This window comes from Caulobacter sp. SRI_008, from assembly GCF_057586355.1.
In genome coordinates this window covers 112,739-138,764 of the sequence record NZ_JBYCZS010000006.1, presented here as the reverse complement: position 1 = coordinate 138,764, position 26,026 = coordinate 112,739, and the positions used below count along the sequence as shown (strand labels likewise).

Here is a 26,026-nt window from a genome sequence, read left to right as displayed (position 1 = left end):
CGACAACGCAACCTCAAATCGCAACACCCGCCCGAAGGCGAGCCGGCCTGCTCAGCCCTTGGCCGCCTTCTCCACCGCCTCGATGACCAGGCCCTCGGTCAGCAGCTGGGGCAGGATGACGGGGGCGCCGCCGCCCTTGGGATAGACGAGATAGAGCGGCACGCCGGCGCGGCCCTGCTCGGCCAGGGCCTTGGCGATCGTGGCGTCGCGCTTGGTCCAGTCGGCCTTCAGCAGGACGGCGTTCTGGGCCTTGAAGGCGTCGGCAAGGCGCGCGCCCGACAGGGCGGTCCGCTCGTTGACCTTGCAGGTCACGCACCAGTCGGCGGTGAAGTCGACCATCACCACCTTGCCCTCGGCTTGCAGGGCGGCGACGCGCTCGGGGCTCCAGGGCTCGGACGTGAGGCCCGGGCCGGCGACCTGCGCCGCCTGCGAGCCCGCCGCGGCGGCCGGGGCCGGGACCTGCAGCGCGCCGACGGTCAGGGCGACGCCGCCGGCCAGGCCCGCCAGGGCGAAGCCGAAGGCCACCAGCGGGGTCTTGCCGGCGAAGCGGCGGGTCTCGCCCAGGCCGTAGGCCCAGGCGGCGAAGGCGACCAGCACGGCGGCGGCCAGCAGCAGGGCCAGGGCGATCCCGCCGGCCTGCTGGCTGAACACCCAGACCAGCCAGGCGGCCGCGCCGTACATCGGGAAGGCCAGGGCGTGCTTGAGCACGTCCATCCACGGACCGGGCCGGGGCAGCTTGCGCAGCAGGCCCGGAACGAAGGCCAGGATGACGAAGGGCGCGGCGAAACCGAGCGCCAGGGCCAGGAACACCAGCAGGGCGAAGGCCGGCGGCTGGGTCAAGGCGAAGCCCAGCGCCCCGGCCATGAACGGCGCGGTGCAGGGGGCGGCGACGATCACCGCCAGGGCGCCGGTCAGGAAGGCTCCGGCCAGGCCCGAACCGCCCGAGACGCGGCCGGCCGCCCCTTGCGCCGCGGCGCCGACTTCAAAGACGCCCGACAGGTTCAGGGCCACCAGCAGCATCAAGAGCGACAGCACCGCCACAACGGCCGGCGATTGCAGCTGGAAGCCCCAGCCCACCGCCTCGCCGCCGGCCCGGACGGCGATCAGCAGTCCGGCCAGCGCCAGGAAGGTCGCCACCACGCCGCCCAGGAAGGCCAGGCCCTGCACGCGGGTCTTGCCGGCGTCGTGGGCATGGGCGGCCAGGCTGGCGGCCTTCATCGACAGCACCGGGAAGACGCAAGGCATCAGGTTGAGGATCAGGCCGCCGAGAAAGGCGAACAGCAGGGCGACCGGCAGGCCGCCCGCGAGGCTGGAAGCGACCGTGTCGCCGCCGGCCTGCGAAGAACCACCGGTCGAACCGGCGCCGGCCGCGGGCAGAGAGCCTAGCCCTACGGAGCCCGGAAGGGGCGCTCCTTCGACAGCGGTGATCTCGTATGAGCCGCCCTTGGTGGCCACGACGCCGACCAGTTCCTTCACCGGCTCGGTGGCCTCGGGACCGAAGGCGAAGCCGGGAGCCAGGGTCAGGGTCAGGCCGTCGGGCCCGCGCTCGATGGCCTGGGGCGCGGCGTGGTCGATGACCTGGCCGGAATAGGGGAAGAAATAGGCGTCGGCGAAGTCGCCGCCCTTCAGCGCCGCGCCGGTGACCGACAGCTTCACGGCCTGGCCGTCGCGGGTCCACACCGCCTTGAGGCCGGCCGGCTTGGGGGCCTTGGCCAGCACGGTCGCGACCACCTCGCCCCACTTGGGATCCGGCTTGGCCGGGCCGGCGACGACCGGCAGCGTCAGGGTCACCACTGCGTCCTCGGGAACGCAGATCTCCTCGCAGACCAGGAAGGCGGCGGCGGCCCTGAGGGTCACGGTCTGCCCCGGCTTGGCCGAGGCCGGCACGGTGATCGGCACGGGCAGCAGCACCTCGCCGTTGTAGGCGTAGTCCTGCAGGGGCCCGACGCGCACCCGTTCGGGGGTCGGCCAGACGATGTCGCCGGCGGTCCAGCCGGCCGGCAGGGTCCAGACGATCTTGGTCGCGTCGCCGGCGTCGCCCGGGTTGCGCCAGTAGGTGTGCCAGTGGGTCTGGATCTTCTGGCGCAGGGCCACGAACACCGTCGAGCCGGGCACGGCCGCGGCCTCCTGGGAAACCAGTTCGACCTCCAGGTGACCGGTCTTGACCACCTCGGCGCGGACAGGCCCCGCGACGGCGGCGAAGAGGGCCAGGGGGGCCAGGACGGCGGCGAACAGACGGCGCGACAGCATCGGCGACCTTGCAAAGAAAACTCGCGAAGACACATGGCCCGTGCGCGCGCTCTCGACAACCGTCAAGCCGTCGTGGTCAGGTCGGGGAACGCTTCGAACCAGGGGAATTCATGCCCGCTTCCTTCGACGACATCGAGATCGGCCAGGTCGTGACCCTGGGAACCACGGTGGTGGACGAGCGGGCCCTGGCGACCTTCATCGCCGCCTTCCAGCCGGGCTGGGACCTGTCGCTGGGCGCGCCCGACGCCATGGTCTTCGCCATCTGGAGCCGCCTCGACAGCGAGGCCACCGCAGACTGGCCGCAGACCAAGCGGGTGGGCGTCGACGCCCTGCGCTGGCTGCGCAATCCGCCGGCTGGCGAACTCCTGCGCGGCCGTATGACGGTGATGGGCAAGGACCCGGTCGGCGAGGGCAAGGGCATCGTCATCGCCCAGCAGGACCTGCTCGACGAGGCCGGCCGGCTGGTGTTCTCGTGCCTGACGCGGAGCATTTTCGCGCGCTGAGAGGAAAACCCCCTCAGTCGCTTCGCGACAGCTCCCCCAGAGGGGGAGCATCTTGATGGCGCGACGTCGGTCGCGATCCTCCCCCTCTGGGGGAGGTGGCCCGGAGGGCCGGAGGGGGTCTTAAGCCGCCGTCGGGGTCGCGATCTCGCGGGCCAGCAGCACGTGCACGGCGTCGGCCGAGCGGGCCTGGCGCAGCTGTTCACGCAGGTCGGGCTGGCGCAGCATGCGCGAGACGCGGGCCAGGGCGCGCAAATGCTGGGTGTTGGCCTCGGGCGGGGCGAACAGGGCCAGGAACAGGTCGACCGGCTTGTCGTCCAGCGCGTCGAAGGCGACGGGGGTTTCCAGGCGGACGAACACGGCGCGGACGCGGTCCAGGCCCGGCACGCGGGCATGCGGCAGGGCCACGCCCTGGCCGACGCCGGTGGAGCCGGCGGCCTCGCGCTCGACCAGACCGTCCAGCGCAAGGTCGGAATCGACGCCCAGCACGCGCCCGGCGACGTCGGCGATGACGCCGAGCACCTGGCGCTTGTCCTTGGCGCTGACGCGCAGGGTCACAGCCCCCTGGTCAAGAAGATCGCCGATCATCATGGACTTCAACTAGCTCGCTCTATGCCGGCCGCCGAAACACGGCCGCCGCGGTCCCGGAAACGCGCCGGGACCGCTTAGGCTCCAGCTAGCTCAGGGTCGAGCCGTTTCCGTTCAGCGGCTTGGTGCGCTCGGGGTCGATCCAGCCGATATTTCCGTCCGGCCGGCGGTAGACCACCGACAATCCGCCATGGGCGGCGTTCCTAAACACGATTGCCTGGGACTCGGTCAAGTCCAGTTCCATGACAGCCATCGAAACGGTCATCGTCTTGAGGGCGGCCTGGGTTTCGGCGATGACCATGGCCGACGGGGCGCCGGCGGGGTGGGCTTCCTCAGTGGCCCAATCTTCCTGGTCGCCGCCCTCCTCGCCGTCGGGCGCGCGCAGCACGTAGAAGGCCGCGTTCTCGGCCTGCTTGGCGGTGGCGGCGATCGAGTGGCTCTTGAGCCGCTGCTTGTACCGCCTTATCCGCGTCTCGATCTTGGCCAGGGCCTGGTCGAACGCCATGTGGGCGTCGCCGCCGGAGCCGTGGCTCAGAAGCTGCTGGCCCGAAGCCAGCTTGACCGAGCAATCGACGCGGAAGGCGTAACCCTCCTTACTGATCACGACGTCGGCGTCACCGCCGCGGTCGAAATACTTACCGATGCTCAGGGTGATTTCGTCGGCGACTCGCGCTCGCAGAGCCTCACCAACGTCGACATGCTTGCCGGAGATTTGGACTTGCATGCCCTATCAACGCGCCCGTCCGGGGGCGGTGTCAAGCGGGAGGAAAAGGGCCTCAGAAGAGTCCCGAAATGACCCCGATCAGGCTCTTGACGGCGGCCGTCACGACACTAGCGCTGACGAAAAGCAGGGCCGTGCTGCCGGCCGCCATCAGGTAACCGAGCAGCGCGAGCAGGCCGTCGCGCTGCAGCAGCGCCAGGGCCAGGACGGCCACGGTCGCGCCAGGCGCCAGATTTCCCAAGGGAATCGGCAGCACCAGCACCAGGGCCAGCAGGGTGCAGACCACGCCGATGAAGCGCTCGCCGCCGGTCGAGAACAAAAAGCCCAGACGCGGCCTGGTCACCACCTCCAGGCGGCGCAGAACGGGGGTGATCTTGCGGAAAAGCCCCCTTAGGTCGTCGCGCTTAAGGGGTTTTTCCACGAGCCGCTCGGGCAGCCACGGCGCGTTGGCGCCCAGGGCGATCTGCGGCGCCAGCAGCAGGATCGGCAGCGACAGCAGGGTTGACGAGCCCGGCGGCAGGGGCAGGCAGTTGAGCAGGCCGAACACCAGCAGCGTCGCCCCGAAGGCCCGGCTGTCGAAGGCCTCCAGCATCTGACCGACGGTCAATACGGGCCGGGGGTCGTCGCCGAACCCCTCGATCACGTCGGACAGTTTCTCCTGGCTCATGCGCGGTCCTGTTTCACCCTTCCCTATAACGCGGGAAACGGCCGGACCGCTTGCTCGAAAGCGTCACAGGCGGGGAGAAACAGGGTGCGGCGTCGCGTCGCAGGGGCCGGAGAACCTGCTCAGCAGGCTTCCTTGATCAGCCGGCGGCGCTCGACCGACGAGGGGATGCGCATGGCCTCGCGGTACTTGGCCACGGTGCGGCGGGCGATGTCGACGCCGGCGGCCTTCAGGATCTCGACGATGCGATCGTCGGAATGGACGTCGGCCTCGCGCCGCTCGGCCTCGACCAGACCCTTGATCTTGTGGCGGACGCTGGCGGCCGAGTGGGCCTCGCCGCCTTCCGACGACTGGATGGCCGAGGTGAAGAAGAACTTCAGCTCGAACACCCCGCGCGGGGTGGCGACGTACTTGTTGGAGGTGACGCGGCTGACCGTGCTCTCGTGCATGCCGATGGCGTCGGCGACGGTCTTCAGGTTCAGCGGACGCAGGTGCTCGACGCCATAGGCCAAAAAGCCGTCCTGCTGGCGCACGATCTCGCTGGCCACCTTGAGGATGGTCTTGGCCCGCTGGTCGAGGCTTTTGACCAGCCAGTTGGCGCTGGCGAAGCTGTCGGAGACGAAGGTCTTTTCCTGGTCGCTGCGCGCGCCCTTGGAGACGCGGGCGTGGTAGCGCTGGTCGACCAGCACGCGCGGCAGGGTGTCGGTGTTCAGCTCGACGTGCCACATGCCGCCCAGGCCTTCGCGGACGTGGACGTCGGGCACCAGGGTCTGGGGCGGATCGCTGTGGAAGGCCGCGCCCGGGCGAGGCGTCAGGCCCCGGACCTCGGCGATCATCTCGCGCAGGTCCTCGTCGTCGACGCCGCAGATCTTGCGCAGCGCGACGAGGTCGCGGCGGGCCAGCAGGTCGAGATTGTCGAGCAGGGCGGCGATGGCCGGGTCGTAGCGGTTGGCGTCGCGCAGCTGCAGTTCCAGGCACTCGCGCACGTCGCGGGCGGCCACGCCGCAGGGCTCGAAGCCCTGGACGACCTTCAGCACGCGCTCGATGCGCTCCAGCTCGCAGCCCAGGCGCTCGGCGATCTCCCAGAGATCGGCGCGCAGGTAGCCGCCAGCGTCCACGGCGTCGATCAGGATGGCGGCGATGGCCTCGTCGGCGGGCGACAGGCCGGCCAGGACCAGCTGGCCGTTGAGATGCTCGGAAAGGGTCTCGGGACGGTTCAGGGCGCCTTCGAAATTGTCGTCGCCCTCGAAGCTGCCGCCGCCGCCGGCGCGCGACCAGTCGATCTGGCCGCCGGCGTGCTCGGCGTCGGCGCTCTCGCCGTCGCCCGTGGCGCGCTCGCCGGGGGAGACGTCGTCGCCGGGCGTGTCCATCTCGCGGTTGGCCGCGGAGTCCGACACGTTTTCCATGCCCAGGTTCTCGACGGCCCGCTCGGGCTCGCCGTCGCGCTCGACCTCGCGCTCGCTGTCGTCGCGTTGCAGCAGCGGATTACGCTCGAGTTCGGCCTCGACGAAGGCGTCGAGCTCGATGTTCGACAGTTGCAGAAGCTTGATGGCCTGCTGCAGCTGCGGCGTGATGACAAGGCCCTGGCCCTGCCGGATGTCGAGTCTTGGGCTGAGCGCCAACGCGCCCTCCTGGCAAATCGAACGAAACTTACGATCGCCATTGAAAGGGCAGTCTGGTTAACGGGGCGCGAACGCCAGCAAATATCGGGCCAGTGCGACCATCCGTCCTCGGAAAAAGAAAAAGGCCTTGCAGAACAAGGCCTTTCTCGAGGTCGATGCGGCGAGACGACGCCGCCTCAATCGTGTCCGAGGCCTTAAGCCCGGTCGGCGAAGCTGTCGCCCAGGTAAACCCGGCGCACTTCCGGATTGTCGACGATCTCCTTCGGCGAGCCCTCGAAGAGCACCTCGCCGGCGGCGATGATCGAGGCCCGATCCACCATGTCCAGCGTCTCGCGGACGTTGTGGTCGGTGATCAGGATGCCGATGCCGCGGTTCTTGAGGTAGTTCACGACCTCGCGGATGTCGGAGATGGCCAAGGGGTCGATGCCGGCGAAGGGTTCGTCGAGCAGCATGAACGACGGCTCGCTGGCCAGGGCCCGGGCGATTTCCACGCGGCGGCGCTCACCGCCCGACAGGGCGACGGCCGGCGACTTGCGGATATGGGTGATCCGCAGCTCTTCCAGGATGCTGGTCACCGTCTCGCGGGCCTTGCGCGCGTTCTTCTCGCGCATCTCGACCACGGCCATGACGTTCTGCTCGACCGTCATGCCGCGGAAGATCGAGGCTTCCTGCGGCAGGTAGCCGACGCCGAGGCGCGCGCGCTGGAACATCGGCTGGGCCGTGATGTCCTCGCCGTCGAGATAGATCGAGCCGTAGTCGGCGGCGATCAGGCCGGTGACCATGTAGAAGGTGGTGGTCTTGCCGGCGCCGTTGGGGCCCAGCAGGCCGACGACCTCGCCGCGCTTGAGGCGCAGAGAGACGTTCTTGACCACGGCCCGGTCGCCGAAGGTCTTGCCGACGCCGTCGACATAGAGACCGTCCTCGGTCGGGCCGCCCCCAAGGGTTTGAAACTGCATTTATACGGCCTCAGGGCTTGGCGGCGGGCTTCTTGGAATCGTCGGACGTGCTGGGATAGACCACCGCGCGCACGCGGTTCTTCTTGCCGGCGCCCTTGGCGCTGGACTCCATGCGCACGTCGTTGGTCTTGGTGTTGACCACCATGCGGTCGCCGCGCGCCACGTCCTGGCCCTGCACGGCCACCACGTTGCCGGTCACCACGATGGTGTCGGACGAATAGTCGTAGGTCGCCCGGTCGCCGCGCACCACCTGCTTGGGGGTGACGTAGAAGACCTCGCCCTCGGCCTCGACGCGGTCGACGTTGCCGCAACCGTTGCCGCCACCGCCGCCGCCGGCCTTCTTCTGATTGTAGAGGGTCATCTTGGCGGCGCGCAGGCGCGAGGTCTCCTGCAGCACCTCGACGGCGCCGCGGAAGATGGTCTTGCACTGGCTGGAGATGGTCTCCTGCTCGTCGGCCGAGATGTCGACCGGCGCGCTGGAATTGTTCTGCGCCATGGCCGGGCCAGCCATCAGGCCGCCCAGGAGGCTCGCGGCGACGCCAGCGACCGCCATTGCTCGTTTCATCGACCTCGCCCTCATCTGTCGCATCGTCCTTTGGTCCCGTCAGTTGCCGTCGCCGTCGACGCGATCGAGGCGCGTACGGACTCCACCGCGGAAAACGATGCGGTCGCCCTTGTCATATACGGAATAAGCGTTGGATTTCACCTGTCCTGTAGGACCTTCGCCCTGCAGCACGGATTCACCAGTGATCACGCCGGTCTTGGTGTCGACGAAAGCCTCGTCCGACGCGAAGCGATAGCCGCCCCCGTCGTCCATGCGCACGTCGCCGCGCAGCACGAGCTTGAGGTTGTCCTCGCGATAGACGCCGCTCTTGGACGTCACCCGGCTGGGCTTGGGCTCGTCAATGCCCAGGGTCAGGGTCGGATCGTCCAGCAGCACGCGCTTGAGGTCGGCGTCGTCGCGGACCGCCGAGCGGGCCGTGATCAGGAAGGCGCGCCCGTCGCTCGACTGACCGTAGAAGCGCGGGTTGAGCATGCGGATCTGGGCCTGCGGCCTTTCCGGCGCGCGTTCGGCCGCCGTCACCGTCAGCCAGACCACCTGGCCCACGGCCGAGCCGATCAGGGCCAGGATGGCGACGGGCAGGGCCGCGCGCGCGGCCCGGACCAGGCGCGAGCGCCGGCGCCAGCGCCGCAGATCGCGCTTGAAGCCGCTCCTCATCGCCACGTCCGACACCGTCCGGGTCTCCCTTAAGCGTGCGCGAAGATGTCGACGTCTTCCCAACCGGCCAGGTCGAGCGCGGCGCGGTGGGGCAGATAGTCGAAGGCGGCCTGGGCCAGGGCCATGCGGCCCTCGCGCACCAGCATGGTGTTCAAACGCTCGCGCAGGCCATGCAGGTGCAGGACGTCCGAAGCGGCGTAGGCCACCTGCTCGGGGCTCAGCGAGGCCGCGCCCCAGTCCGAGCTCTGCTGGGCCTTGGACAGCTCCACGCCCATCAGTTCGCGCGTCACGTCCTTGAGGCCGTGGCGGTCGGTATAGGTGCGGGCGAGCTTGGAAGCGATCTTGGTGCAGTACACAGGCGCCGTCATGACGCCCAGATGCAGCAGGAACATGGCGATGTCGAAGCGGCCGAAGTGGAAGAGCTTCAGCACGGCCGGGTCGGTCAGCAGCTTCTTCAGGTTCGGCGCGTGATAGGTCGAGCGGTCCAGGCGCACCACGTGGGCGTCGCCGTCGCCGGACGACAGCTGCACCACGCACAGCGGATCGCGCCCGAGGCGCAGGCCCATGGTTTCCGAATCGATGGCGATCGCGGTCGCCCCGGCGAACACGCCGTCGGGCAGGTCGCCTTCATGAACAAAGCTGGCCAAGTGTCTTTCGTCTCCACGCGTCGGCGTCGTCGCGAACGGCGCCGCTCCGACGCCTTATAGTGGGACGTCGGCGATGCACGCCAGATGAACCGAATATCTATTGCATGGAAAGCTTGGAACCACCCCGCTCCTCGCATCTGCGAGGGTTGGTAAGGGGTGGTGCCCAGGAGAGGACTCGAACCTCCACGACCTTTCGGTCACTGGCACCTGAAGCCAGCGCGTCTACCAATTCCGCCACCTGGGCCCGCGGCGCAACCCGTTGGGCCGCTGCGAGGGCCGGACGTTTATGCAAAGGTTCTGGCGGCGTCAATCGCATTTCTCACTTTTCTTGCGAACATCCCCAGGCTCGTCTAATCCCCCCTTCATCGCAGCGACGAGGAATGAAGATGCAGGGTCTGGTCACGGTGTTCGGCGGCTCGGGCTTCGTAGGAAGCCAGGTGGTGCGCGCCCTCGCCAAGGCGGGCTATCGCGTACGCGTAGCCGTGCGTCAGCCCAATCTGGCCTATCGCATGCGCATGCTGGGCGATGTCGGTCAGATCGAGGTCTTCCAGGCCAATGTGCGCAACGAGGCCTCGGTGGCCCGCGCGCTCGACGGCGCCGAGGCGGCCGTGAACCTGGTGGGCGTGCTTTGGGAAAGCGGCCGCCAGCAGTTCCAGTCGCTGCACGCCATGGGCGCCAAGATCGTGGCCGAGCAGGCCGCCGCCGCCGGCGTCAAGCGCCTGGTGCAGGTCTCGGCCATCGGCGCCAACGCCGAGTCGGGCAGCAAGTACGCCCGCACCAAGGCCGAGGGCGAAGCCGCCGTCCGCGCCGCCTTCCCGGCCGCCACGATCGTGCGCCCGTCGGTGGTGTTCGGCCCCGAGGACAAGTTCTTCAACAAGTTCGGCCAGCTGGCCGCCCTGGCGCCCGCCCTGCCGCTGGTCGGCGGCGGCCAGACCAAGTTCCAGCCGGTGTTCGTCGGCGACGTCGCCGCGGCGATCGCCAAGATCATCGCCACGCCGGGCGCCGCGGGCCAGACCTTCGAGCTGGGCGGCCCGACCGTCTACAGCTTCAAGGAACTGCTGGAGTTCGTGCTGACCGAAACCGGCCGCGCCCGCGTGCTGGCGCCCCTGCCCTGGCCGCTGGCCGGCGTGGTGGGCAAGCTGGGCGACATCCAGGCCTCGCTGCTGCCGCTGGCCCCGCCGCTGACCACCGATCAGGTGGCGCTGCTGAAGGCCGGCGACAATGTCGTGACGCCGGGCGCCAAGGGCCTGGCCGACCTGGGCGTGGTTCCCACCGCCGTCGAGGCCGTGGTTCCGTCCTACCTCTACCGCTACCGCAAGGGCGGCCAGTACGCTCCGACCCCGGCCGGCGCGTTCTGATCTGATGGCGACGCGGCGGACATGGATCATCCTGTCCGTCGCGGCCGCCGTTGTGGCGCTGCCTGCTCTCTGGGTCGCCCGCTATAGCTGGGCGAGCCAAGTCGAGGTCGAAACGCTGCGAGCCTCCGGCTATGGCGAGTTCACGACGCGGGGCGTCTTCACGTCACCTTGCCGCGCCAGCGAAGCCGCCAGCGCCTTCCTGGCCCAAGGCCCCGGCCACCCCGAGACCAAGGGCTATCTCTGCACCCCGTTGATCGGCCCCACGCGGATTCTCCCCGCACCATCGGCCCCGATCGAGTGGGACTGACCGCCGGGTCGGATGCCGAAACAGAAAACCCCGCGCCGGTCGCCCGACGCGGGGTTTTCTCTGACCCAAGCCCTTCGGGTCAGCGCGGGAAGTAGATGAACGCCAGGCCGGCGATGCCGGCGGCGATGCGCCACCAGGCGAAGGGCGCGAAGCCGCGCTTGCCGATGAAGTCGATCATGTACTTCACCACCACCAGGCCCGACAGGAACGAGACCACGAAGCCGATGGCGATGATCCCCGCCTGGCTGGCGTCGATGTCCTTGTAGCTCTTGATCAGGTCCAGGCCGAAGGCGCCGACCATGATCGGAATGGCCATGAAGAACGAGAACTCGGCGGCCGCCTTGCGCTCGACCCCCAGCAGCATCGAGCCGACGATGGTCGAGCCCGAGCGCGACACGCCCGGCAGCAGCGACAGGCACTGGAAGAGGCCGATGAAGAAGGCCGTCTTCAGCGACAGCTTCATGCCGTCGTGCTCGCGGGCCGGCGGCGCCTTCTTGTCGACGATCAGCAGCAGGATCCCGCCGATGATCAGCGAGACGCAGATCACCTGCGGCAGGAACGGGTTCTCGAAGAAGTGCTTGATGACGCCGTGCAGGGCCAGGCCCGCGGCGAAGGCCGGGATGCAGCCGATGATGACGCTGAGCGCGAACCGCCGCGCCTCCGGCTTGGTCGGCAGGCCGACGACCACGCCCCAAAGGCGCTGGAAGTAGAGCGCCACCACCGCCAGCACGGCGCCCAGCTGGATCAGCACGACGAAGGTGTCCCAAGGCGTGGCGGGCAGCATCATCGCCTTGGCCGCCAGCAGCAGGTGTCCGGTCGATGAGACGGGAATGAACTCCGTCAGGCCCTCGATCAGGCCCAGCACGATCGCGATCAGCCAATCCGGCATGTCATTCCCTTGTGAAACAGGCTCTTGCGAGCGGAAACGGGCGTGCGCCCGACACGGTAAAAAAAGGGTTTATCCATAAAGTGGACTATTTGAGGGCATAGATGCGAGTCGATCGCAATGCCCATGGCGGCATCACGGATATATTTGTCCCAAGATTTGACCACCGCATTCTTATTGCCCGGGAGAGTCCGTATGAGGCCCTCGCAAGCAAATTTTTCCCCGGCATCGGGGGCGAGGGAAGCGCATGGCCGAGCGCATGTTGAAATTCACGACCGTCTCGCGTCGCACGCCTGAAAAGCGGGCGGCCGAAGAGCGTAATGGCGACTTTCACGAGATCTACGCCGACTTCATCGACGCCAAAGCGACCGAGCAGGCCTCGCGTTGCTCGCAATGCGGCGTGCCCTACTGCCAAACCCACTGCCCGCTGCACAACAACATCCCCGACTGGTTGCGGATGACCGCCGAGGGCCGGCTGGAGGAAGCCTACGCCCTGTCGCAGGCCACCAATTCCATGCCCGAGGTCTGCGGTCGGATCTGCCCGCAGGACCGCCTCTGCGAAGGCAACTGCGTCATAGAGCAGTCGGGTCACGGCACCGTGACGATCGGCTCGGTCGAACGCTACCTGACCGACAAGGCCTGGGAAAACGGTTGGGTGAAGCCGCTGACCGCCAAGGCCGACCGCGGCCAGTCGGTCGGCATCGTCGGCGCCGGCCCCGCGGGCCTGGCCGCCGCCGAGAAGCTGCGCGAGGATGGCTACGCCGTCACCGTCTACGACCGTCACGACCGCGCCGGCGGCCTGCTGATCTACGGCATCCCCGGTTTCAAGCTGGAGAAGGACGTCGTCGAGCGCCGCACCCAGCGCCTGGCCGACGGCGGCGTGGTGTTCAAGCTCGGCTTCGAAGTCGGCAAGGACGCCAGCCTGGAAGACCTGCGCGCCGAGCATGACGCGGTGCTGATCGCCGTCGGCGTCTACGCCGCGCGCGACCTGACCGTGCCCGGCGGCGGCGACAAGGGCGTGGTGCCCGCGCTCGACTACCTGATCGCCTCCAACAAGAAGACCCTGGGCGACGAGGTTCCGGCCTATGACAGCGGCGAGCTGAACGCCGAAGGCAAGGACGTGGTCGTGGTCGGCGGCGGCGACACCGCCATGGACTGCGTGCGCACGGCCATCCGCCAGGGCGCGACCTCGGTCACCTGCCTCTATCGCCGCGACAAGGCCAACATGCCCGGCTCCCTCCGGGAAGTGTCGAACGCGGAAGAAGAAGGCGTCACCTTCGAGTGGCTGGCCGCCCCGCGCGCCCTGTCGGGCGACGCACAAGCGGTGACCGGCGTGCGCGCCATCCGCATGCGCCTGGGCGCCCCGGACGCCTCGGGCCGTCGCAGCCCCGAAGAGATCCCCGGCGGCGACTTCGACCGTCCGGCCCAGCTGGTGGTCAAGGCCCTCGGCTTCGAGCCCGAAAACCTGCCGGAACTGTGGGGCGCGCCCGACCTGAAGACCACCCGCTGGGGCACGGTCAAGGCGGACGTGCGCCACCAGATGACCAATCTCGACGGCGTGTTCGCCGCCGGCGACATCGTCCGCGGCGCCTCGCTGGTGGTGTGGGCGATCAAGGACGGCCGCGACGCCGCCGCCGCCATGCACCGCTACCTGAAGGCCAAGGCGGCCGCGACCCTGATCGCGGCTGAGTAAGAGGAAAGAGATCAGACCATGAGCCAGATCGACCTCTATCTGAAGAACCGCCAGGCCCTCATCGACGGCCACGCCTACGACCCGACCACCGAGCGCGACGCCTGCGGCGTCGGCCTGGTCTGCGCCATCGACGGCAAGCCGCGCCGCGAGGTCGTCGAACTGGCGATCAAGGCCCTGAAGGCCCTGTGGCACCGCGGGGCGGTGGACGCCGACGGCAAGACCGGCGACGGCGCCGGCGTGCTGGTCAGCGTTCCGCAGGACTTCTTCATCGACCAGGTGCGCCGCACCGGCCACGCCCTGCGTCCAGGCCCGATCGGCGTGGGCCAGGTGTTCCTGCCGCGCACCGATCTGGGCGCCCAGGAAGCCTGCCGCACGATCGTCGAGGCCGAAGCCCTGCGCTTTGGCTTCTACATCTATGGCTGGCGCCAGGTGCCGGTCGACACCTCGGTGATCGGCGAGAAGGCCAACGCCACCCGTCCGGAAATCGAGCAGATCATGCTGGCCCCGCCGGCCGGCCTCGAGGGCGAAGCCCTGGAGCGCGCCCTGTTCCTGTGCCGCAAGCGCATCGAAAAGCGCGTGCACGCCCAGAACATCACCGACTTCTACATCTGCTCGTTCTCGGCCCGCTCGCTGATCTACAAGGGCATGTTCCTGGCCGAGTCGATCGACGAGTTCTATCCGGACCTGAAGGACGAGCGCTTCGCCGCCGCCGTGGCGATCTTCCACCAGCGCTACTCGACCAACACCTTCCCGCAGTGGCGCCTGGCCCAGCCCTTCCGGATGCTCGCCCACAACGGCGAGATCAACACGATCAAGGGCAACATCAACTGGATGAAGTCCCACGAGATCAAGATGGCGGCCGACGCCTTCGGTGAGTTCGGGGACGACGTGAAGCCGGTGATCCAGCCGGGCGGTTCGGACTCGGCCAGCCTGGACAACACCTTCGAGGTGCTGGTCCGCGCCGGCCGCGACGCGCCGATGGCCAAGGCCCTGCTGGTGCCGGAAGCCAGCAACCCGAACCAGAGCGAAGAGCACAAGGCGCTCTATTCCTACTGCAACGCCGTGATGGAGCCGTGGGACGGTCCGGCCGCCCTGTGCGCCACCGACGGCCGCTGGGTCGTGGCCGGCAAGGACCGCTCGGGCCTGCGCCCGCTGCGCGTGGCCTACACCGACGATGGTTTGGTGATCATGGGCTCGGAAGCCGGCATGTGCGGCGTCGAGGAAAGCCGCATCACCCGCAAGCTGGCCATCGCGCCGGGCCGGATGATCGCCATCGACCTGGCCGAGGGCAAGCTCTACGGCGAGGACGAGATCGTCGACGAACTGGCCGGCCGCCACCCCTACACCGAGTGGCTGGGCAACATGGTCGATCTCGAAAAGGAGATCGCGCCCGGTCCCGAGCCGCGCAAGTTCGGCCGCGAGGAGCTGACCCGTCGCCAGGCCGCCGCCGGCTTCAGCCTGGAAGACCTGGAGATGATCCTGGCTCCCATGGTCGAGGACGGCAAGGAAGCCGTCGGCTCGATGGGCGACGACACCCCGCTGGCCGTGCTGTCGGAAAAGTACCGTCCGCTGTCGCACTACTTCCGCCAGAACTTCAGCCAGGTGACCAACCCGCCGATCGACCCCCTGCGGGAGACCGGCGTCATGAGCCTGAAGACCCGCTTCAAGAACCTCGGCAACATCCTGGCCCAGGACGCGGCGCAGGCGGACGTCTACGTGCTGGAAAGCCCCGTGCTGACCACCGGCATGTACATCCGCATCCACGAACTGCTGGGTGAGAAGAACGTCGCGGTCATCGACTGCACCATGCCGCTGCCGGCCGAGGAGGCCCGCGCGGGCGACGCCCTGCGCGCCAACCTCGACCGCATCCGCGCCGAGGCCGAGGACGCCGTCCTGCGCGGCTGCGGCGCCATCGTCCTGACCGACGAGGCCAGCGACGCCACCCGCGTCGGCCTGCCGATGATCCTGGCCACCGGCGGCGTTCACGCGCACCTGGTCGGCAAGGGCCTGCGGTCGTACGTCTCGCTGGTCGTCCGCTCGGCCGAGTGCCTGGACACGCACTATTTCGCGGTGCTGGTCGGCGTCGGCGCCACGGCGGTCAACGCCTATCTGGCGCAGGAAAGCTTCCAGGACCGCCTGGAGCGCGGCCTGATCGGCGACAAGTCGCTGCGCGACGTCTGCATCAACTTCAAGACGTCCATCGAGGGCGGCCTGCTGAAGATCATCTCCAAGATGGGCATCAGCGTCATCTCCTCGTACCGCGGCGGCTACAACTTCGAAGCCGTCGGCCTGTCGCGCGCCCTGGCCGCCGAGTTCTTCCCCGGCATGCCCTCGCGCATCTCGGGCATCGGCCTGGCCGGTATCGAGACCAAGACCGTCGAACTGCACCGGAAGGCCTGGGAGAGCGCGGCCGTCACCCTGCCGGTCGGCGGCCTCTACAAGTCGCGCCGCTCGGGCGAGGCCCACGCCTTCGAAGCCCGCCTGATGCACACCCTGCAGACGGCGTGCGACACCGGCGACTATGAGCTCTATCGCCGCTGGTCCTCGGGCCTGCGCACCCAGAAGCCGATCCAGCTGCGCGACCTCTTGGACTGGCGCTCGGACCGCAACCCGATCTCGACCGACGACGTCGAAAGCGTCAACGAGATCCGCAAGCGCTTCGTCACCCCGGGCATGAGCCTGGGCGCCCTGAGCCCCGAGGCCCACGGCGCGCTGAACATCGCCATGAACCGCATCGGGGCCAAGTCGGTCTCGGGCGAGGGCGGCGAAGACTCGGCCCGCTACAAGCCCCTGCCCAACGGCGACAACCCCAACAGCGCCATCAAGCAGGTCGCCTCGGGCCGCTTCGGCGTCACCGCCGAATATCTGAACCAGTGCGTCGAGCTGGAGATCAAGGTCGCCCAAGGCGCCAAGCCGGGTGAAGGCGGGCAGCTGCCCGGCTTCAAGGTCACCGAGATGATCGCCCGTCTGCGTCACTCGACGCCGGGCGTGATGCTGATCAGCCCGCCGCCGCACCACGACATCTATTCGATCGAGGACCTGGCTCAGCTCATCTACGACCTGAAGCAGATCAACCCGATCGCCCGGGTCACGGTGAAGCTGGTCGCGGCCACCGGCATCGGCGCCATCGCCGCCGGTGTCGCCAAGGCCAAGGCCGACGTCATTCTGGTCGCCGGCGGCGTCGGCGGCACGGGCGCCTCGCCCCAGACCTCGGTGAAGTACGCCGGCGGTCCGTGGGAGATGGGCCTGTCGGAAGCCAACCAGGTGCTGACGCTGAACAACCTGCGCCACTCCGTCGTCCTGCGGGCCGACGGCGGCATGCGCACGGGCCGCGACATCGTCATCGCCGCCATGATGGGCGCCGAAGAGTTCGGCATCGGCACCGCTTCGCTGGTGGCGATGGGCTGCATCATGGTGCGCCAGTGCCACTCCAACACCTGCCCCGTCGGCGTGTGCACCCAGGACGAAAAGCTGCGCGCCAAGTTCACCGGCACGCCGGACAAGGTCGTCAACCTCTTCACGTTCGTGGCCGAGGAAGTGCGCGAGATCCTGGCCGGCCTGGGCTTCAAGAGCCTTCAGGAAATCGTCGGCCGAACCGACCTGCTGGCGCAGGTTTCGCGCGGCGGCGAACACCTCGACGACCTTGATTTGAACCCGCTGCTGGTTCGCGCCGACCCGGGCGCCAACAAGCCGTACAACACGGTCGTCGGCCGCAACGTGGTGCCGGACACGCTGGACGCCCAGATCGTCCGCGACGCCGCTCCCCTGCTGGAGCGCGGCGAGAAGATGCAGCTGACCTACACGGTCCGCAGCACGGCGCGCACCATCGGCACCCGCACCTCGAGCCACATCGTCCGCAAGTTCGGCATGAAGGGGCTGCCCGCCGGCCACCTGACCGTCCAGCTCAAGGGCTCGGCCGGCCAGAGCCTGGGCGCCTTCGCGGTGCAGGGCCTGCGCATCGAGCTGACCGGCGAGGCCAACGACTATGTCGGCAAGGGCCTGTCGGGCGCCACGATCGTCATCAAGCCGCCGCGCGGCCTGGCGGCGCCGGAGACCAACACCCTGCTGGGCAACACCGTGCTGTTCGGCGCCACCGCGGGTCGGCTGTTCGCGGCGGGCCAGGCCGGCGAGCGCTTCGCCGTCCGCAACTCGGGCGCCACCACGGTGGTCGAGGGCTGCGGGACCAACGGCTGCGAGTACATGACCGGCGGCCAGGTGGTGATCCTGGGCCCGACGGGCGGCAACTTCGGGGCCGGCATGACCGGCGGCATGGCCTTCGTGTTCGACCAGCACGACCGCTTCCAGGCCAACATCAACCCCGAAAGCATCATCGTCCAGCGCCTGGCCTCGCCCTATTGGGAAGGCGTGCTGCGCTCGCTGATCGCCGAGCACGCCCGCGAGACGGACTCGGCCTTCGCCGAGAGCCTGCTGCGCGACTGGGACCGCGTCCGCGACCTCTTCTGGCAGGTCTGCCCGAAGGAAATGATCAACCGCCTGCCGCAACCGCTGGCGGCCGAGGAAGCGGCGCCCGTGCGGGCCTAAAGCCCGCTCGCCCAAGAGATCCGTCGCCTTCTTCCGGGGCGACGGCGGGCGGCGCGCCTCCCAGCCCGCCGCACGACGAGGGGAACGCTCCGGCCCGAGCGTTCCCCTTTGTCGTTTGTGGGTGTGCTGGAAGAGGCGCGGGCTTCGCCCTTTCCGTAAAACCCCCGCTTTCGCAGGGATTTTACGGGGAGAGGATCACCCCTCTACGCCCACATACCGCGCCCGAGGCCGGATCAGCCGCCCCGTCTTCGACTGCTCCAGCGCATGGGCCAGCCAGCCCGCCGTGCGGCCGACGGCGAACAGGGCGAAGGGCGCGTCTTCGGGCAGCTTCAGGGTCCGGGCCAGGGCGACCAAAGCAAAGTCGATATTGGCCGCCTGGCCGGTCGCCCCGACCACCGCCGCATGCAGGGCGGCCATGTCGGGCGCAGGATCGAAGGCCGCCAGCAGCGCCGCCGCGCGCGGATCGCCGTCGGGATAGAGCGGATGGCCAAAACCCGGCAGCGGCGCGCCCTGGTCGAGACGGACGGCGACAGCGGCCTCGGCGCCTTCGCGCTTGGCCTCGCGGGCCAGGGCCTCGACCCGGGCGGCCATGCCGCCGTGCAGCGGTCCCGACAGGGCCGACAGTCCGGCCAAGGCCGAGGCGGCCAGCGACGCGCCGGTCGAGGCCGCCACCCGGGCCGCGAAGGTCGAGGCGTTCAGTTCATGGTCGGCCAGCAGCACCAGCGCCCGACGCACGAGATCGCCGCCGGCCGCGTCGAGGCCCCAGGCGGCGGCCAGCCGCTGGTGGATCAAACCATCGCCCGCGCCGCCCGCCACGGCGTCGGCGACGAGGTCGAGCAGGCCCGCCGCCTCCTGGGCCAGCATCAGCGGTGCGCGGCCCCGGGCCGGACGATCCTCGCCGGCCCGCGCGGCCAGGTCGGCGAACAGCCGGGCGCGGATGGTCGGGGCCTGGCTGGGCGCATGGGCGGAGACGGCCGCCTCGGCCGCGTCGTCGCGCAGCAGCCGGCCGACGGCCTCGAAGCTTTCGGTGCGGGCCAGCTCGGCGGCGTCACGGCCGCGGTACCACAGCCGACCCGCCCGCACGGTGGTGATGGCAGAGGCCAGCACAGGCTCGCCCCAGGCGATGGCCTCGGCGGCGACGTCGGCGGCCTTGCGGCCCCGGGCCTTGCGCTTGGCCAGGCTCGCCACGTCGGAGGCGCGATAGAGGCTGCGGCGCGGATCCTCAGGATGGGCGTGGGCCTCGATCCGGCCTCGGCTGACATAGGCGTAGAGCGTCTGGGCCCGCACCCCGAGCCGCGCCATCGCCTGGTCCGCATCGAGCCAATCGTCCGCCATGGATATTGATTATATTGATCAAGATTGACGATCAAGCAGACCGGGAGACTATCGGCGACGAAAGGAGACCTTCCCATGGTCCAAGTTTCCGCCGGCCTCGAAGGCGTGATCGCCGCCGCAACCGTGCTTTCCGACGTCGACGGTCAGGCCGGCCGCCTGACCATCCGCGGCTGGGCGGTGGAAGACCTGGCCGGCCGCGCCCGCTTCGAGGACGCCGCCCACCTGCTGTTCGACGGCTTCTTCGACGACCTGCCGACCGATCTCGCCCCCGCCCTGGGCGCGGCGCGCGTGCGGGCCTTCGCCGAGGTCGCCGCGCTGGACGAGGCCCTGGCCGCCCGCGATCCCTACGACGCCATGCGCGCCCTGCTGGCCCGCCTGCCCGACGGCGAGACCCTGCACGACGCCCTGGCCCTGGCCGCCGCCCCCGCCGTGTTCACCGCCGCCGTCCTGCGTCGCCAGGGCGGCGAGGCGCCCGTCGCGCCCGATCCGTCCCTGCCCCACGCGGCGGACTTCCTGCGGATGATCCGGGGCGCGCCCGCCACCGAGGGTGAAGCCCGGGCGCTGGACGCCTATCTGGTCACGGTCTGCGACCACGGCCTCAACGCCTCGACCTTCGCCGCCCGGGTGGCGGCCTCGACGCGGGCGGGCCTGGGCTCGGCGGTGCTGGCCGGGCTCTCGACCCTGAAAGGCCCTCTGCACGGCGGCGCGCCGGGGCCGGTGATCGATATGCTCGACGCCATTGGAACCGCAGACAACGCCATCCCCTGGCTGGAGACCGCGCTCGACGCCGGCGAGCGGCTGATGGGGTTCGGCCATCGCATCTATCGCGTCCGCGACCCGCGCGCCGACGCCCTGAAGGCGGCGCTGGCCCGGCTGTCGCGCACCGCCGGCGCCCTGCCCGGCCGCCTCGCCCTGGCCGAGGCGGTGGAACGGGCGGCGCTCGACATCCTGCGCCGGCGCAAGCCCGACCGGCCGCTGGAGACCAATGTCGAGTTCTACACCGCCCTGCTGCTCGAAGCGCTGGGCTTCCTGCCCCAGGCCTTCACCTGCGTGTTCGCCGCCGGGCGCACCGTGGGCTGGCTGGCCCACGCCCGCGAGCAGCAGGCCGGCGGCAAACTGATCCGTCCCCAGTCGATCTATGTCGGCCCTCGGCCCAAGGCGGCGGCATGAGGGCGCGGCCAAACCGCGCACGATTGTTGCGAAAGACACACAAAGCCGCGAAACGACGTATCGCCGTTCGACGAACTTGACACATTTTTGACCGCCGATTCACCTTCTGCGCGAGCGAATCCACGACTCAACCTTGACCGTGGGGATATCGCTGCTGGAAGGGCACGGCATGAACCGCATCGGCCAAGGACTTCTTTCGCTATTCCTGACTTCCGTCGCCGCCGCGCCCGTCGCGGCGGCCGCCCAGACCCCGGACGACAACAGCGTCGAGGCGGTGGTCGTCACCGGCTCGCGCATCCGGGTCAGCCCGCTCGACAAGAGCCAGGCCGTCTTCCAGATCGGCCAGGACGACATCGCCAAGACCGGCCTGACCTCGATCGTCGACGTGCTGCAGCGCGTGCCGGCCGCCGGCGGCGGCCTCAATTCCAAGTTCAACAACTCCGGCAACTTCGGCAATCCGCCCGACGGCGGCGGGGTGGGCGCGGGTTCGGCCGAACTGGACCTGCGCTATCTCGGCTCGCGCCGGGTGCTGGTGCTGGTCGACGGCCAGCGCTGGGTCGGCGGGGCCGCGGCCTCGGGCGTGCCCGGCGTGGTGGACCTCAACACCATCCCCAACGCCATGATCCGCAACGTCGAGATCCTGCAGGAAGGCGCCTCGCCGATCTATGGCTCGGACGCCATCGCCGGGGTGGTCAACATCCTGACCCGCGAGCGCCAGCAGGGCCTGGAACTGTCGGCCCAGGTGGGCGGCTACGGCGAGGGCGACGGCTTCGCCCAGGACTACAACATCTCGTGGGGGGCCTCGGAGAACAAGACCAGCATCGTCGTCGGCGGGGGCTACTTCAAGCAGAAGAGCGTCATGTCGGCCGACCGCGACATCTCGCTGTTCCCCAGCCCCTTCTCGACCTCGTGCCTGGACGGCGGCTGCTCGTCGGGCACGCCGCTGGGCCGGTTCATCGTCAGCGACCCCAATACCGGGCAGGACCTGGACATGACGCTGAAGGCCGCCCTCGGCGTCGGCGTGCGGCCCACCTACAACCCGCTGGATCCCACCGGCGCGTCGAGCAGCTTCAAGAACTTCACCACCGCCGACCGCTTCAACTTCCAGCCCTACAACTACATCGTCACGCCGTCGGAACGGGTCAGCCTGTTCGGGACCGTGACCCACGACTTCACCGACAGCGTCAAGCTGAAGGTCCGCGCCAGCTACGTGCAGCGCAAGTCGGCCAACCAGGCCGCCCCCCTGCCGCTGTTCGTCGGCCCCGACGCCGGCAACGGCAACCTGCTCGACACGGTCTCGGTCGACGCCACCAACCCCTACAATCCGTTCGGCTTCACCCTGACCAGCGGCACCTACGCCTTCGTCGGCCGCCGCCTGATCGAAGCCGGGCCGCGCCACTACGCCCAGACGGTCGACACCTGGAACGTCAACGCCAGCCTGTCGGGCGACCTGAAGCTGGGCGAGAAGACCTGGTACTGGGACGTCAACGCCACCGCCTCGCGCAACCACGCCGAACAGAGCTTCACCGGCAACGTCAACGCCGCCCGCGTGCAGCAGGCGCTGGGCCCGTTGTCGGGCTGCACCGGCTCGTGCGTGCCGCTGAACATCTTCGGCGGGGTCGGCTCGATCACCTCGGAGATGCTGGGCTTCATCGGCTTCACCCAGCAGGACGTCTCGCAGCAGGAACTGCACGACTTCACCGCCAACCTGACCGGCGACCTCTTCGCCCTGCCGGCCGGGCCGCTGGCCTTCGCGGCCGGCTACGAGCATCGGCAGACCAAGGGCTACTTCCAGCCCGACGCCGTGGTCGCCGCCGGCCTGTCGGCCGACATCCCGGCCCAGCCCGCCAAGGGCGAGATCAAGGTCGACGAGGCCTATCTGGAACTGCGCGCGCCGCTGCTGGCCGACCTGCCGCTGGTGCACCGCCTGGAGGTCTCGGCCGCCGGGCGCTGGTTCGACTATTCCACCTCGGGCCGGGACTCGATCTACAAGGCCGGCGTCAACTGGCGGCCGGCCGAGGACCTGCTGGTCCGGGCCTCCTGGGGCCAGGGCTTCCGGGCCCCGTCGATCGGCGAGCTGTTCGGCGCGGCCTCGCGCTTCGACCAGGAGATCACCGATCCCTGCTCGGACATGCTGGGCCTGTCGGGCGGAACCCCGGCCAGCGCCACCGTCCGCGCCAACTGCATCGCCGCCGGCGTGCCGGCCAGCGGCAGCTACGTGCAGCTCAATCCGCAGCTGTCGGTGATCACCAGCGGCAACAACGCCCTCAAGCCCGAGACCAGCGAGAGCAAGAACGTCAGCATCGTCTGGGAGCCCAAGGCGCTGAAGGACGCCAGCTGGGCCAGCAACGGCTCGATCGAACTGGCCTATTCCGACATCGAGCTCGACTCGGCGATCCAGGCGCTCTCGGGCGAAAGCCTGCTGGCCCGCTGCGCCGAGCTGGCCGACAGCCTGGCCTGCTCGACCATCACCCGCACCGCGTCCGGCCAGGTGGCGGCGATCACCAATCCGCTGATCAACATCGGCGGCATCCAGACCCGGGCCATCGACCTGAACCTGCTGTGGTCCTCGCCGACCTACGACTTCGGGCGCCTGTCGCTGCGCTCCTATTCGACCTTCCTGCTCGAATATACCGAGATCGTGCCCACCGCGACGGGCTTCACCGAGATCCCGCGCGAAGGCACCGAGCGCGGCAGCCCCGACCAGGCCTTCCCCAAGACCAAATCGACCCTGACCGTCGACTGGGACCACAAGGCCTGGGGCGCCAGCGCCTCGGCCCGCTACCTGTCGTCGGTCAAGGAGACGGCGGCGGCCGACAACAAGCTGGCCTCGCGCACCTATATCGACGCCCAGCTGCGCTGGAAGCCCGCCTTCCTGGGCGAGACCACCGCGGTCGCCTTCGGCGTCAACAACCTGTTCGACAAGGACCCGCCGGGCTGCATCAGCTGCGGCCTCAACAACTACGACCCCAACGCCTATGACGCGCCGGGGCGCTACTTCTACTTCCGCCTGACTTACCGGCAGTAGGCGGGGACTGACCTTGGGCGCGGTCGTGTTACAGCTTGGGCCATGACCGCGCCCGCCTCTCCCGCCGAGCTCGCCGCCCTTACTCGAAGAGTGACCGCCCTGTCGGTGGGGACGGCCGCCATACTGATCGTCATCAAGGGCGGCGCCTGGCTGGCCAGCGGCTCGCTGGCCATGCTGGCCTCGCTGGCCGACTCCGGCCTCGACCTGGTGGCCTCGCTGATCACCTTCTACGCCGTGCGCTACGCCGCCGTCCCGCCGGACGCCGAGCACCGCTTCGGCCACGGCAAGGCCGAGGCCTTCTCCAGCCTGATCCAGGGGGGCCTGGTCTTCGCCTCGGCGGCGCTGATCGGACGCGAGGCGATCGGCGGCCTGCTGCATCCCAGGCCCGTCGAGCACAGCGTCTGGGGCGTCGGGGTGATGATCGTCTCGATCGGCCTGACCCTGGCCCTGATCCGCGCCCAGGCCGCGGTGATGGCCAAGACCCGCTCGGTGGCCGTGGCCGGCGACCACGCGCACTATGCCGCCGACCTGGCCTCCAACGCCGTGACCCTGGCGGGCCTGGCCGCCGTCGCCCTGCTGGGCTGGACCTGGGTGGACGCCGCCGCCGGCCTGGCGGTCGCCGCCTGGCTGCTGTGGGGCGCGGTCGGGGTGTTCCGCCAGGCCGCCGACCAGCTGATGGACCACGAACTGCCGGTCGAGGAGCGCGAGGCGATCCTGGCCCTGCTGGTCGACGACCCCCGCGTCGGCGGCGTCCACCAGCTGCGCACCCGCGCCGCCGGCCCGAACATCCACGTCCAGGGCCATATGGACCTCGCCGCCGGCCAGACCCTGGCGCAGGCGCATGCAGTGATGAGCGCCGCCGAAGACCGGGTGAGGGCCGCCTTCCCCAGCGCCGACGTGCTGCTGCATCCGGATCCGCGAGGTTTCGCCGAAAAGCACGCGCCGGACGGCCAGGACTTGCCCTGACCGTCTGATGCGCCCAATTAGCGGCCTTCTCCCTACCGACGAGCCCGCTTCCATGGACGACACCCTGGCCCGCCTGCCCGACGCCTTCGCCGGCAAGACCGTGCTGGTGCTGGGCGACGTCATGCTCGACCGGTTCGTCTATGGGTCGGTCGACCGCATCTCGCCCGAGGCGCCGGTGGCGGTGATCGCCATCGAGCGCGAGACGACCATGCTGGGCGGGGCCGGCAACGTGGCGCGCAACGTCGCCGCGCTGGGCGGCAAGGCCGTGCTGGCCGGCCTGGTCGGCGACGACGACGCCGGCAAGGCCGTCGCGGCGCTGGTCGAGCGCGAGCCGGGCCTGGAAAGCGCCCTGGCCGTCGATCCCGGCCGCCGCACCACCGAAAAGACCCGCTACGTCGCCGCCTCGCACCAGATGCTGCGCGCCGACCGCGAGGACCGCCATCCGGCCGATCAGGCCCTGGTCCTGGCGGCCTTCGAAGCGGCCCTGGCGGGCGCCGACGTCGTGGTGCTGTCGGACTACGCCAAGGGCGTGCTGACCCCCGAAGTCCTGCAGGCCGCCATCGCCGCCGCCCGCGCGGCCGGCAAGCCGGTGATCGTCGACCCCAAGAGCCGCGACCTGTCCCGCTACGACGGCGCGACGGTGATCAAGCCCAACCGCCGCGAGGCCGCCGAGGCCACGGGCGTGACCGGCGCCGACGACGAGGCCGCCGAGGCCGCCGGCGAGGCGATCCTGTCCGCCGCTCCGAACCTCACCGCCGCCCTGGTCACCCGCGGCGCGGCCGGCATGACCCTGTCGGCGCGCGGCGCCGCGCCCGTGCATCTGCCGGCCAGCGCGCTGGAGGTATTCGACGTCTCGGGCGCCGGCGACACCGTGGCCGCGACCCTGGCCCTGTCGCTGGCCGCCGGGGCCGACCTGACCGCCGCCGCCCATCTGGCCAACGCCGCCGCCGGCCTGGTCGTGGCCAAGCTGGGCACCGACGTGGTCACCGCCGCCGAGCTGAAGGCTGTGCTGTCCGGCGCCCACGGCGATCCCGGTCAGGAAAAGATCGCCGCCCGCGCCCGGATGATGGAGATCGTCGCCGGCTGGCGCGCGCGCGGCCTGAAGGTCGGCTTCACCAACGGCTGCTTTGATCTGCTGCACCCCGGCCACATCTCGCTGCTGGCCCAGGCGAAGGCCGCCTGCGACCGCTTGGTGCTGGGCCTCAACACCGACGCCTCGGTCCAGCGCCTGAAGGGCCCGACCCGGCCGGTGCAGAAGGAAGACGCCCGCGCCGCCGTCCTGGCCTCGCTGTCGGCCGTCGACCTGGTCACCCTGTTCGACGAGGACACTCCGCTGGAGCTGATCAAGGCCATCAAGCCCGACGTGCTGGTCAAGGGCGCCGACTACACGGTCGAGACCGTCGTGGGCTCGGACGTGGTGCTGGCCAATGGCGGCCGGGTGGTGCTGGCGGATCTGAAGGCGGGACAGAGCACCACGGCCCTGATCGCGCGGGCCAACAGCTGATTTCCTTTTCCCCTTGCGGGAGAAGGTGTCGGCGATAGCCGACGGATGAGGAAATCGGGACGATCCTCCA

The 26,026-nt window shown here is 69.7% G+C and carries 20 protein-coding genes and 1 tRNA gene; 9 read left to right on the top strand and 12 right to left on the bottom strand.

The features are described 5' to 3' along the window. Nucleotides 1-51 precede the first annotated feature (51 nt). Nucleotides 52-2,250, bottom strand: a complete 2,199-nt coding sequence (locus AC2YHT_RS07570) for a protein-disulfide reductase DsbD family protein (RefSeq protein ID WP_487288962.1) — start codon at nucleotides 2,248-2,250, stop codon at nucleotides 52-54. A 110-nt stretch (nucleotides 2,251-2,360) separates the two neighbouring features. Here AC2YHT_RS07570 and AC2YHT_RS07565 point away from each other — a divergent pair, with 110 nt between their 5' ends. Further along, nucleotides 2,361-2,753: a hotdog family protein gene (locus AC2YHT_RS07565; RefSeq protein WP_110120470.1), complete on the top strand. Its 393-nt coding sequence runs from the start codon at nucleotides 2,361-2,363 to the stop codon at nucleotides 2,751-2,753. Nucleotides 2,754-2,873: 120 nt separating this feature from the next. Here the strand turns inward: AC2YHT_RS07565 and ptsN are convergent, their stop codons facing one another. From ptsN to AC2YHT_RS07520, 9 genes are all read right to left on the bottom strand, one after another. Then, entirely contained in the window at nucleotides 2,874-3,341 is a 468-nt protein-coding gene (ptsN, locus tag AC2YHT_RS07560; RefSeq protein WP_487289020.1) for a PTS IIA-like nitrogen regulatory protein PtsN, read from the bottom strand. 85 nt (nucleotides 3,342-3,426) lie between these two features. Continuing rightward, nucleotides 3,427-4,062 carry a ribosome hibernation-promoting factor, HPF/YfiA family gene (gene hpf, locus AC2YHT_RS07555; RefSeq protein ID WP_110120468.1) on the bottom strand — a complete coding sequence of 212 codons (636 nt, stop codon included), beginning with the start codon at nucleotides 4,060-4,062 and terminating at the stop codon, nucleotides 3,427-3,429. 52 nt (nucleotides 4,063-4,114) lie between these two features. Further along, nucleotides 4,115-4,726, bottom strand: a complete 612-nt coding sequence (locus AC2YHT_RS07550) for an exopolysaccharide biosynthesis protein (RefSeq protein WP_487288959.1) — start codon at nucleotides 4,724-4,726, stop codon at nucleotides 4,115-4,117. Between the two features lie 119 nt (nucleotides 4,727-4,845). Continuing rightward, entirely contained in the window at nucleotides 4,846-6,345 is a 1,500-nt protein-coding gene (gene rpoN / locus AC2YHT_RS07545; protein ID WP_487288958.1) for an RNA polymerase factor sigma-54, read from the bottom strand. 194 nt (nucleotides 6,346-6,539) lie between these two features. Continuing rightward, a complete protein-coding gene (gene lptB / locus AC2YHT_RS07540; RefSeq protein ID WP_487288957.1) occupies nucleotides 6,540-7,301 on the bottom strand; it encodes an LPS export ABC transporter ATP-binding protein in 762 nt (253 codons plus the stop codon). A 10-nt stretch (nucleotides 7,302-7,311) separates the two neighbouring features. Then, the gene (locus AC2YHT_RS07535) at nucleotides 7,312-7,866 is read right to left on the bottom strand and encodes an LptA/OstA family protein (RefSeq protein WP_487288956.1); all 555 of its coding nucleotides are present in this window, start codon (nucleotides 7,864-7,866) and stop codon (nucleotides 7,312-7,314) included. A gap of 39 nt (nucleotides 7,867-7,905) precedes the next feature. Further along, complete coding sequence (gene lptC / locus AC2YHT_RS07530; RefSeq protein ID WP_487288955.1) at nucleotides 7,906-8,535, bottom strand: LPS export ABC transporter periplasmic protein LptC; 630 nt, start codon at nucleotides 8,533-8,535, stop codon at nucleotides 7,906-7,908. A 14-nt stretch (nucleotides 8,536-8,549) separates the two neighbouring features. Then, nucleotides 8,550-9,167, bottom strand: a complete 618-nt coding sequence (locus AC2YHT_RS07525) for a ribonuclease D (RefSeq protein ID WP_110120462.1) — start codon at nucleotides 9,165-9,167, stop codon at nucleotides 8,550-8,552. A 157-nt stretch (nucleotides 9,168-9,324) separates the two neighbouring features. Continuing rightward, nucleotides 9,325-9,411 (bottom strand) — tRNA-Leu (locus AC2YHT_RS07520). 142 nt (nucleotides 9,412-9,553) lie between these two features. Here AC2YHT_RS07520 and AC2YHT_RS07515 point away from each other — a divergent pair. Further along, entirely contained in the window at nucleotides 9,554-10,525 is a 972-nt protein-coding gene (locus tag AC2YHT_RS07515) for a complex I NDUFA9 subunit family protein (RefSeq protein WP_487289019.1), read from the top strand. Between the two features lie 4 nt (nucleotides 10,526-10,529). Further along, on the top strand, nucleotides 10,530-10,832 hold the full coding sequence (locus AC2YHT_RS07510; RefSeq protein ID WP_487288954.1) for a hypothetical protein: 303 nt from the start codon (nucleotides 10,530-10,532) through the stop codon (nucleotides 10,830-10,832). Between the two features lie 79 nt (nucleotides 10,833-10,911). On the opposite strand, the gene AC2YHT_RS07505 is transcribed toward AC2YHT_RS07510, so the two are convergent. Beyond that, the gene (locus tag AC2YHT_RS07505; protein WP_487288953.1) at nucleotides 10,912-11,721 is read right to left on the bottom strand and encodes an undecaprenyl-diphosphate phosphatase; all 810 of its coding nucleotides are present in this window, start codon (nucleotides 11,719-11,721) and stop codon (nucleotides 10,912-10,914) included. 244 nt (nucleotides 11,722-11,965) lie between these two features. Here AC2YHT_RS07505 and AC2YHT_RS07500 point away from each other — a divergent pair, with 244 nt between their 5' ends. Further along, nucleotides 11,966-13,411, top strand: coding sequence for an NAD(P)-dependent oxidoreductase (locus AC2YHT_RS07500; RefSeq protein ID WP_487288952.1), 1,446 nt, complete (start codon nucleotides 11,966-11,968; stop codon nucleotides 13,409-13,411). A gap of 18 nt (nucleotides 13,412-13,429) precedes the next feature. Beyond that, nucleotides 13,430-17,953, top strand: a complete 4,524-nt coding sequence (gene gltB / locus AC2YHT_RS07495) for a glutamate synthase large subunit (protein ID WP_487288951.1) — start codon at nucleotides 13,430-13,432, stop codon at nucleotides 17,951-17,953. Between the two features lie 195 nt (nucleotides 17,954-18,148). Here the strand turns inward: gltB and AC2YHT_RS07490 are convergent, their stop codons facing one another. Then, on the bottom strand, nucleotides 18,149-19,288 hold the full coding sequence (locus AC2YHT_RS07490) for a citrate synthase family protein (protein ID WP_487288950.1): 1,140 nt from the start codon (nucleotides 19,286-19,288) through the stop codon (nucleotides 18,149-18,151). Nucleotides 19,289-19,363: 75 nt separating this feature from the next. On the opposite strand from AC2YHT_RS07490, the gene AC2YHT_RS07485 reads away from it, so the two are divergent. From AC2YHT_RS07485 to rfaE1, 4 genes are all read left to right on the top strand, one after another. Then, nucleotides 19,364-20,458 carry a citrate synthase/methylcitrate synthase gene (locus AC2YHT_RS07485; RefSeq protein WP_487288949.1) on the top strand — a complete coding sequence of 365 codons (1,095 nt, stop codon included), beginning with the start codon at nucleotides 19,364-19,366 and terminating at the stop codon, nucleotides 20,456-20,458. A gap of 169 nt (nucleotides 20,459-20,627) precedes the next feature. Beyond that, nucleotides 20,628-23,486 carry a TonB-dependent receptor domain-containing protein gene (locus AC2YHT_RS07480; protein WP_487288948.1) on the top strand — a complete coding sequence of 953 codons (2,859 nt, stop codon included), beginning with the start codon at nucleotides 20,628-20,630 and terminating at the stop codon, nucleotides 23,484-23,486. 42 nt (nucleotides 23,487-23,528) lie between these two features. After that, the gene (locus AC2YHT_RS07475; RefSeq protein WP_487288946.1) at nucleotides 23,529-24,452 is read left to right on the top strand and encodes a cation diffusion facilitator family transporter; all 924 of its coding nucleotides are present in this window, start codon (nucleotides 23,529-23,531) and stop codon (nucleotides 24,450-24,452) included. Nucleotides 24,453-24,504: 52 nt separating this feature from the next. Next, nucleotides 24,505-25,956: a D-glycero-beta-D-manno-heptose-7-phosphate kinase gene (rfaE1, locus tag AC2YHT_RS07470; protein WP_487288945.1), complete on the top strand. Its 1,452-nt coding sequence runs from the start codon at nucleotides 24,505-24,507 to the stop codon at nucleotides 25,954-25,956. Nucleotides 25,957-26,026 lie beyond the last annotated feature (70 nt).

Excerpts from the sequence above, each read along its gene's own strand:
- AC2YHT_RS07480 (WP_487288948.1), top strand. The coding sequence starts at position 20,628 with ATGAACCGCATCGGCCAAGGACTTCTTTCGCTATTCCTGACTTCCGTC.
- AC2YHT_RS07535 (WP_487288956.1), bottom strand. The coding sequence starts at position 7,866 with ATGAAACGAGCAATGGCGGTCGCTGGCGTCGCCGCGAGCCTCCTGGGC.
- AC2YHT_RS07510 (WP_487288954.1), top strand. The coding sequence starts at position 10,530 with ATGGCGACGCGGCGGACATGGATCATCCTGTCCGTCGCGGCCGCCGTT.
- AC2YHT_RS07505 (WP_487288953.1), bottom strand. The coding sequence starts at position 11,721 with ATGCCGGATTGGCTGATCGCGATCGTGCTGGGCCTGATCGAGGGCCTG.
- gltB (WP_487288951.1), top strand. The coding sequence starts at position 13,430 with ATGAGCCAGATCGACCTCTATCTGAAGAACCGCCAGGCCCTCATCGAC.
- rfaE1 (WP_487288945.1), top strand. The coding sequence starts at position 24,505 with ATGGACGACACCCTGGCCCGCCTGCCCGACGCCTTCGCCGGCAAGACC.
- AC2YHT_RS07500 (WP_487288952.1), top strand. The coding sequence starts at position 11,966 with ATGGCCGAGCGCATGTTGAAATTCACGACCGTCTCGCGTCGCACGCCT.
- AC2YHT_RS07485 (WP_487288949.1), top strand. The coding sequence starts at position 19,364 with ATGGTCCAAGTTTCCGCCGGCCTCGAAGGCGTGATCGCCGCCGCAACC.
- AC2YHT_RS07490 (WP_487288950.1), bottom strand. The coding sequence starts at position 19,288 with ATGGCGGACGATTGGCTCGATGCGGACCAGGCGATGGCGCGGCTCGGG.
- lptB (WP_487288957.1), bottom strand. The coding sequence starts at position 7,301 with ATGCAGTTTCAAACCCTTGGGGGCGGCCCGACCGAGGACGGTCTCTAT.
- ptsN (WP_487289020.1), bottom strand. The coding sequence starts at position 3,341 with ATGATGATCGGCGATCTTCTTGACCAGGGGGCTGTGACCCTGCGCGTC.
- hpf (WP_110120468.1), bottom strand. The coding sequence starts at position 4,062 with ATGCAAGTCCAAATCTCCGGCAAGCATGTCGACGTTGGTGAGGCTCTG.
- AC2YHT_RS07515 (WP_487289019.1), top strand. The coding sequence starts at position 9,554 with ATGCAGGGTCTGGTCACGGTGTTCGGCGGCTCGGGCTTCGTAGGAAGC.
- AC2YHT_RS07475 (WP_487288946.1), top strand. The coding sequence starts at position 23,529 with ATGACCGCGCCCGCCTCTCCCGCCGAGCTCGCCGCCCTTACTCGAAGA.
- AC2YHT_RS07565 (WP_110120470.1), top strand. The coding sequence starts at position 2,361 with ATGCCCGCTTCCTTCGACGACATCGAGATCGGCCAGGTCGTGACCCTG.
- AC2YHT_RS07550 (WP_487288959.1), bottom strand. The coding sequence starts at position 4,726 with ATGAGCCAGGAGAAACTGTCCGACGTGATCGAGGGGTTCGGCGACGAC.
- AC2YHT_RS07570 (WP_487288962.1), bottom strand. The coding sequence starts at position 2,250 with ATGCTGTCGCGCCGTCTGTTCGCCGCCGTCCTGGCCCCCCTGGCCCTC.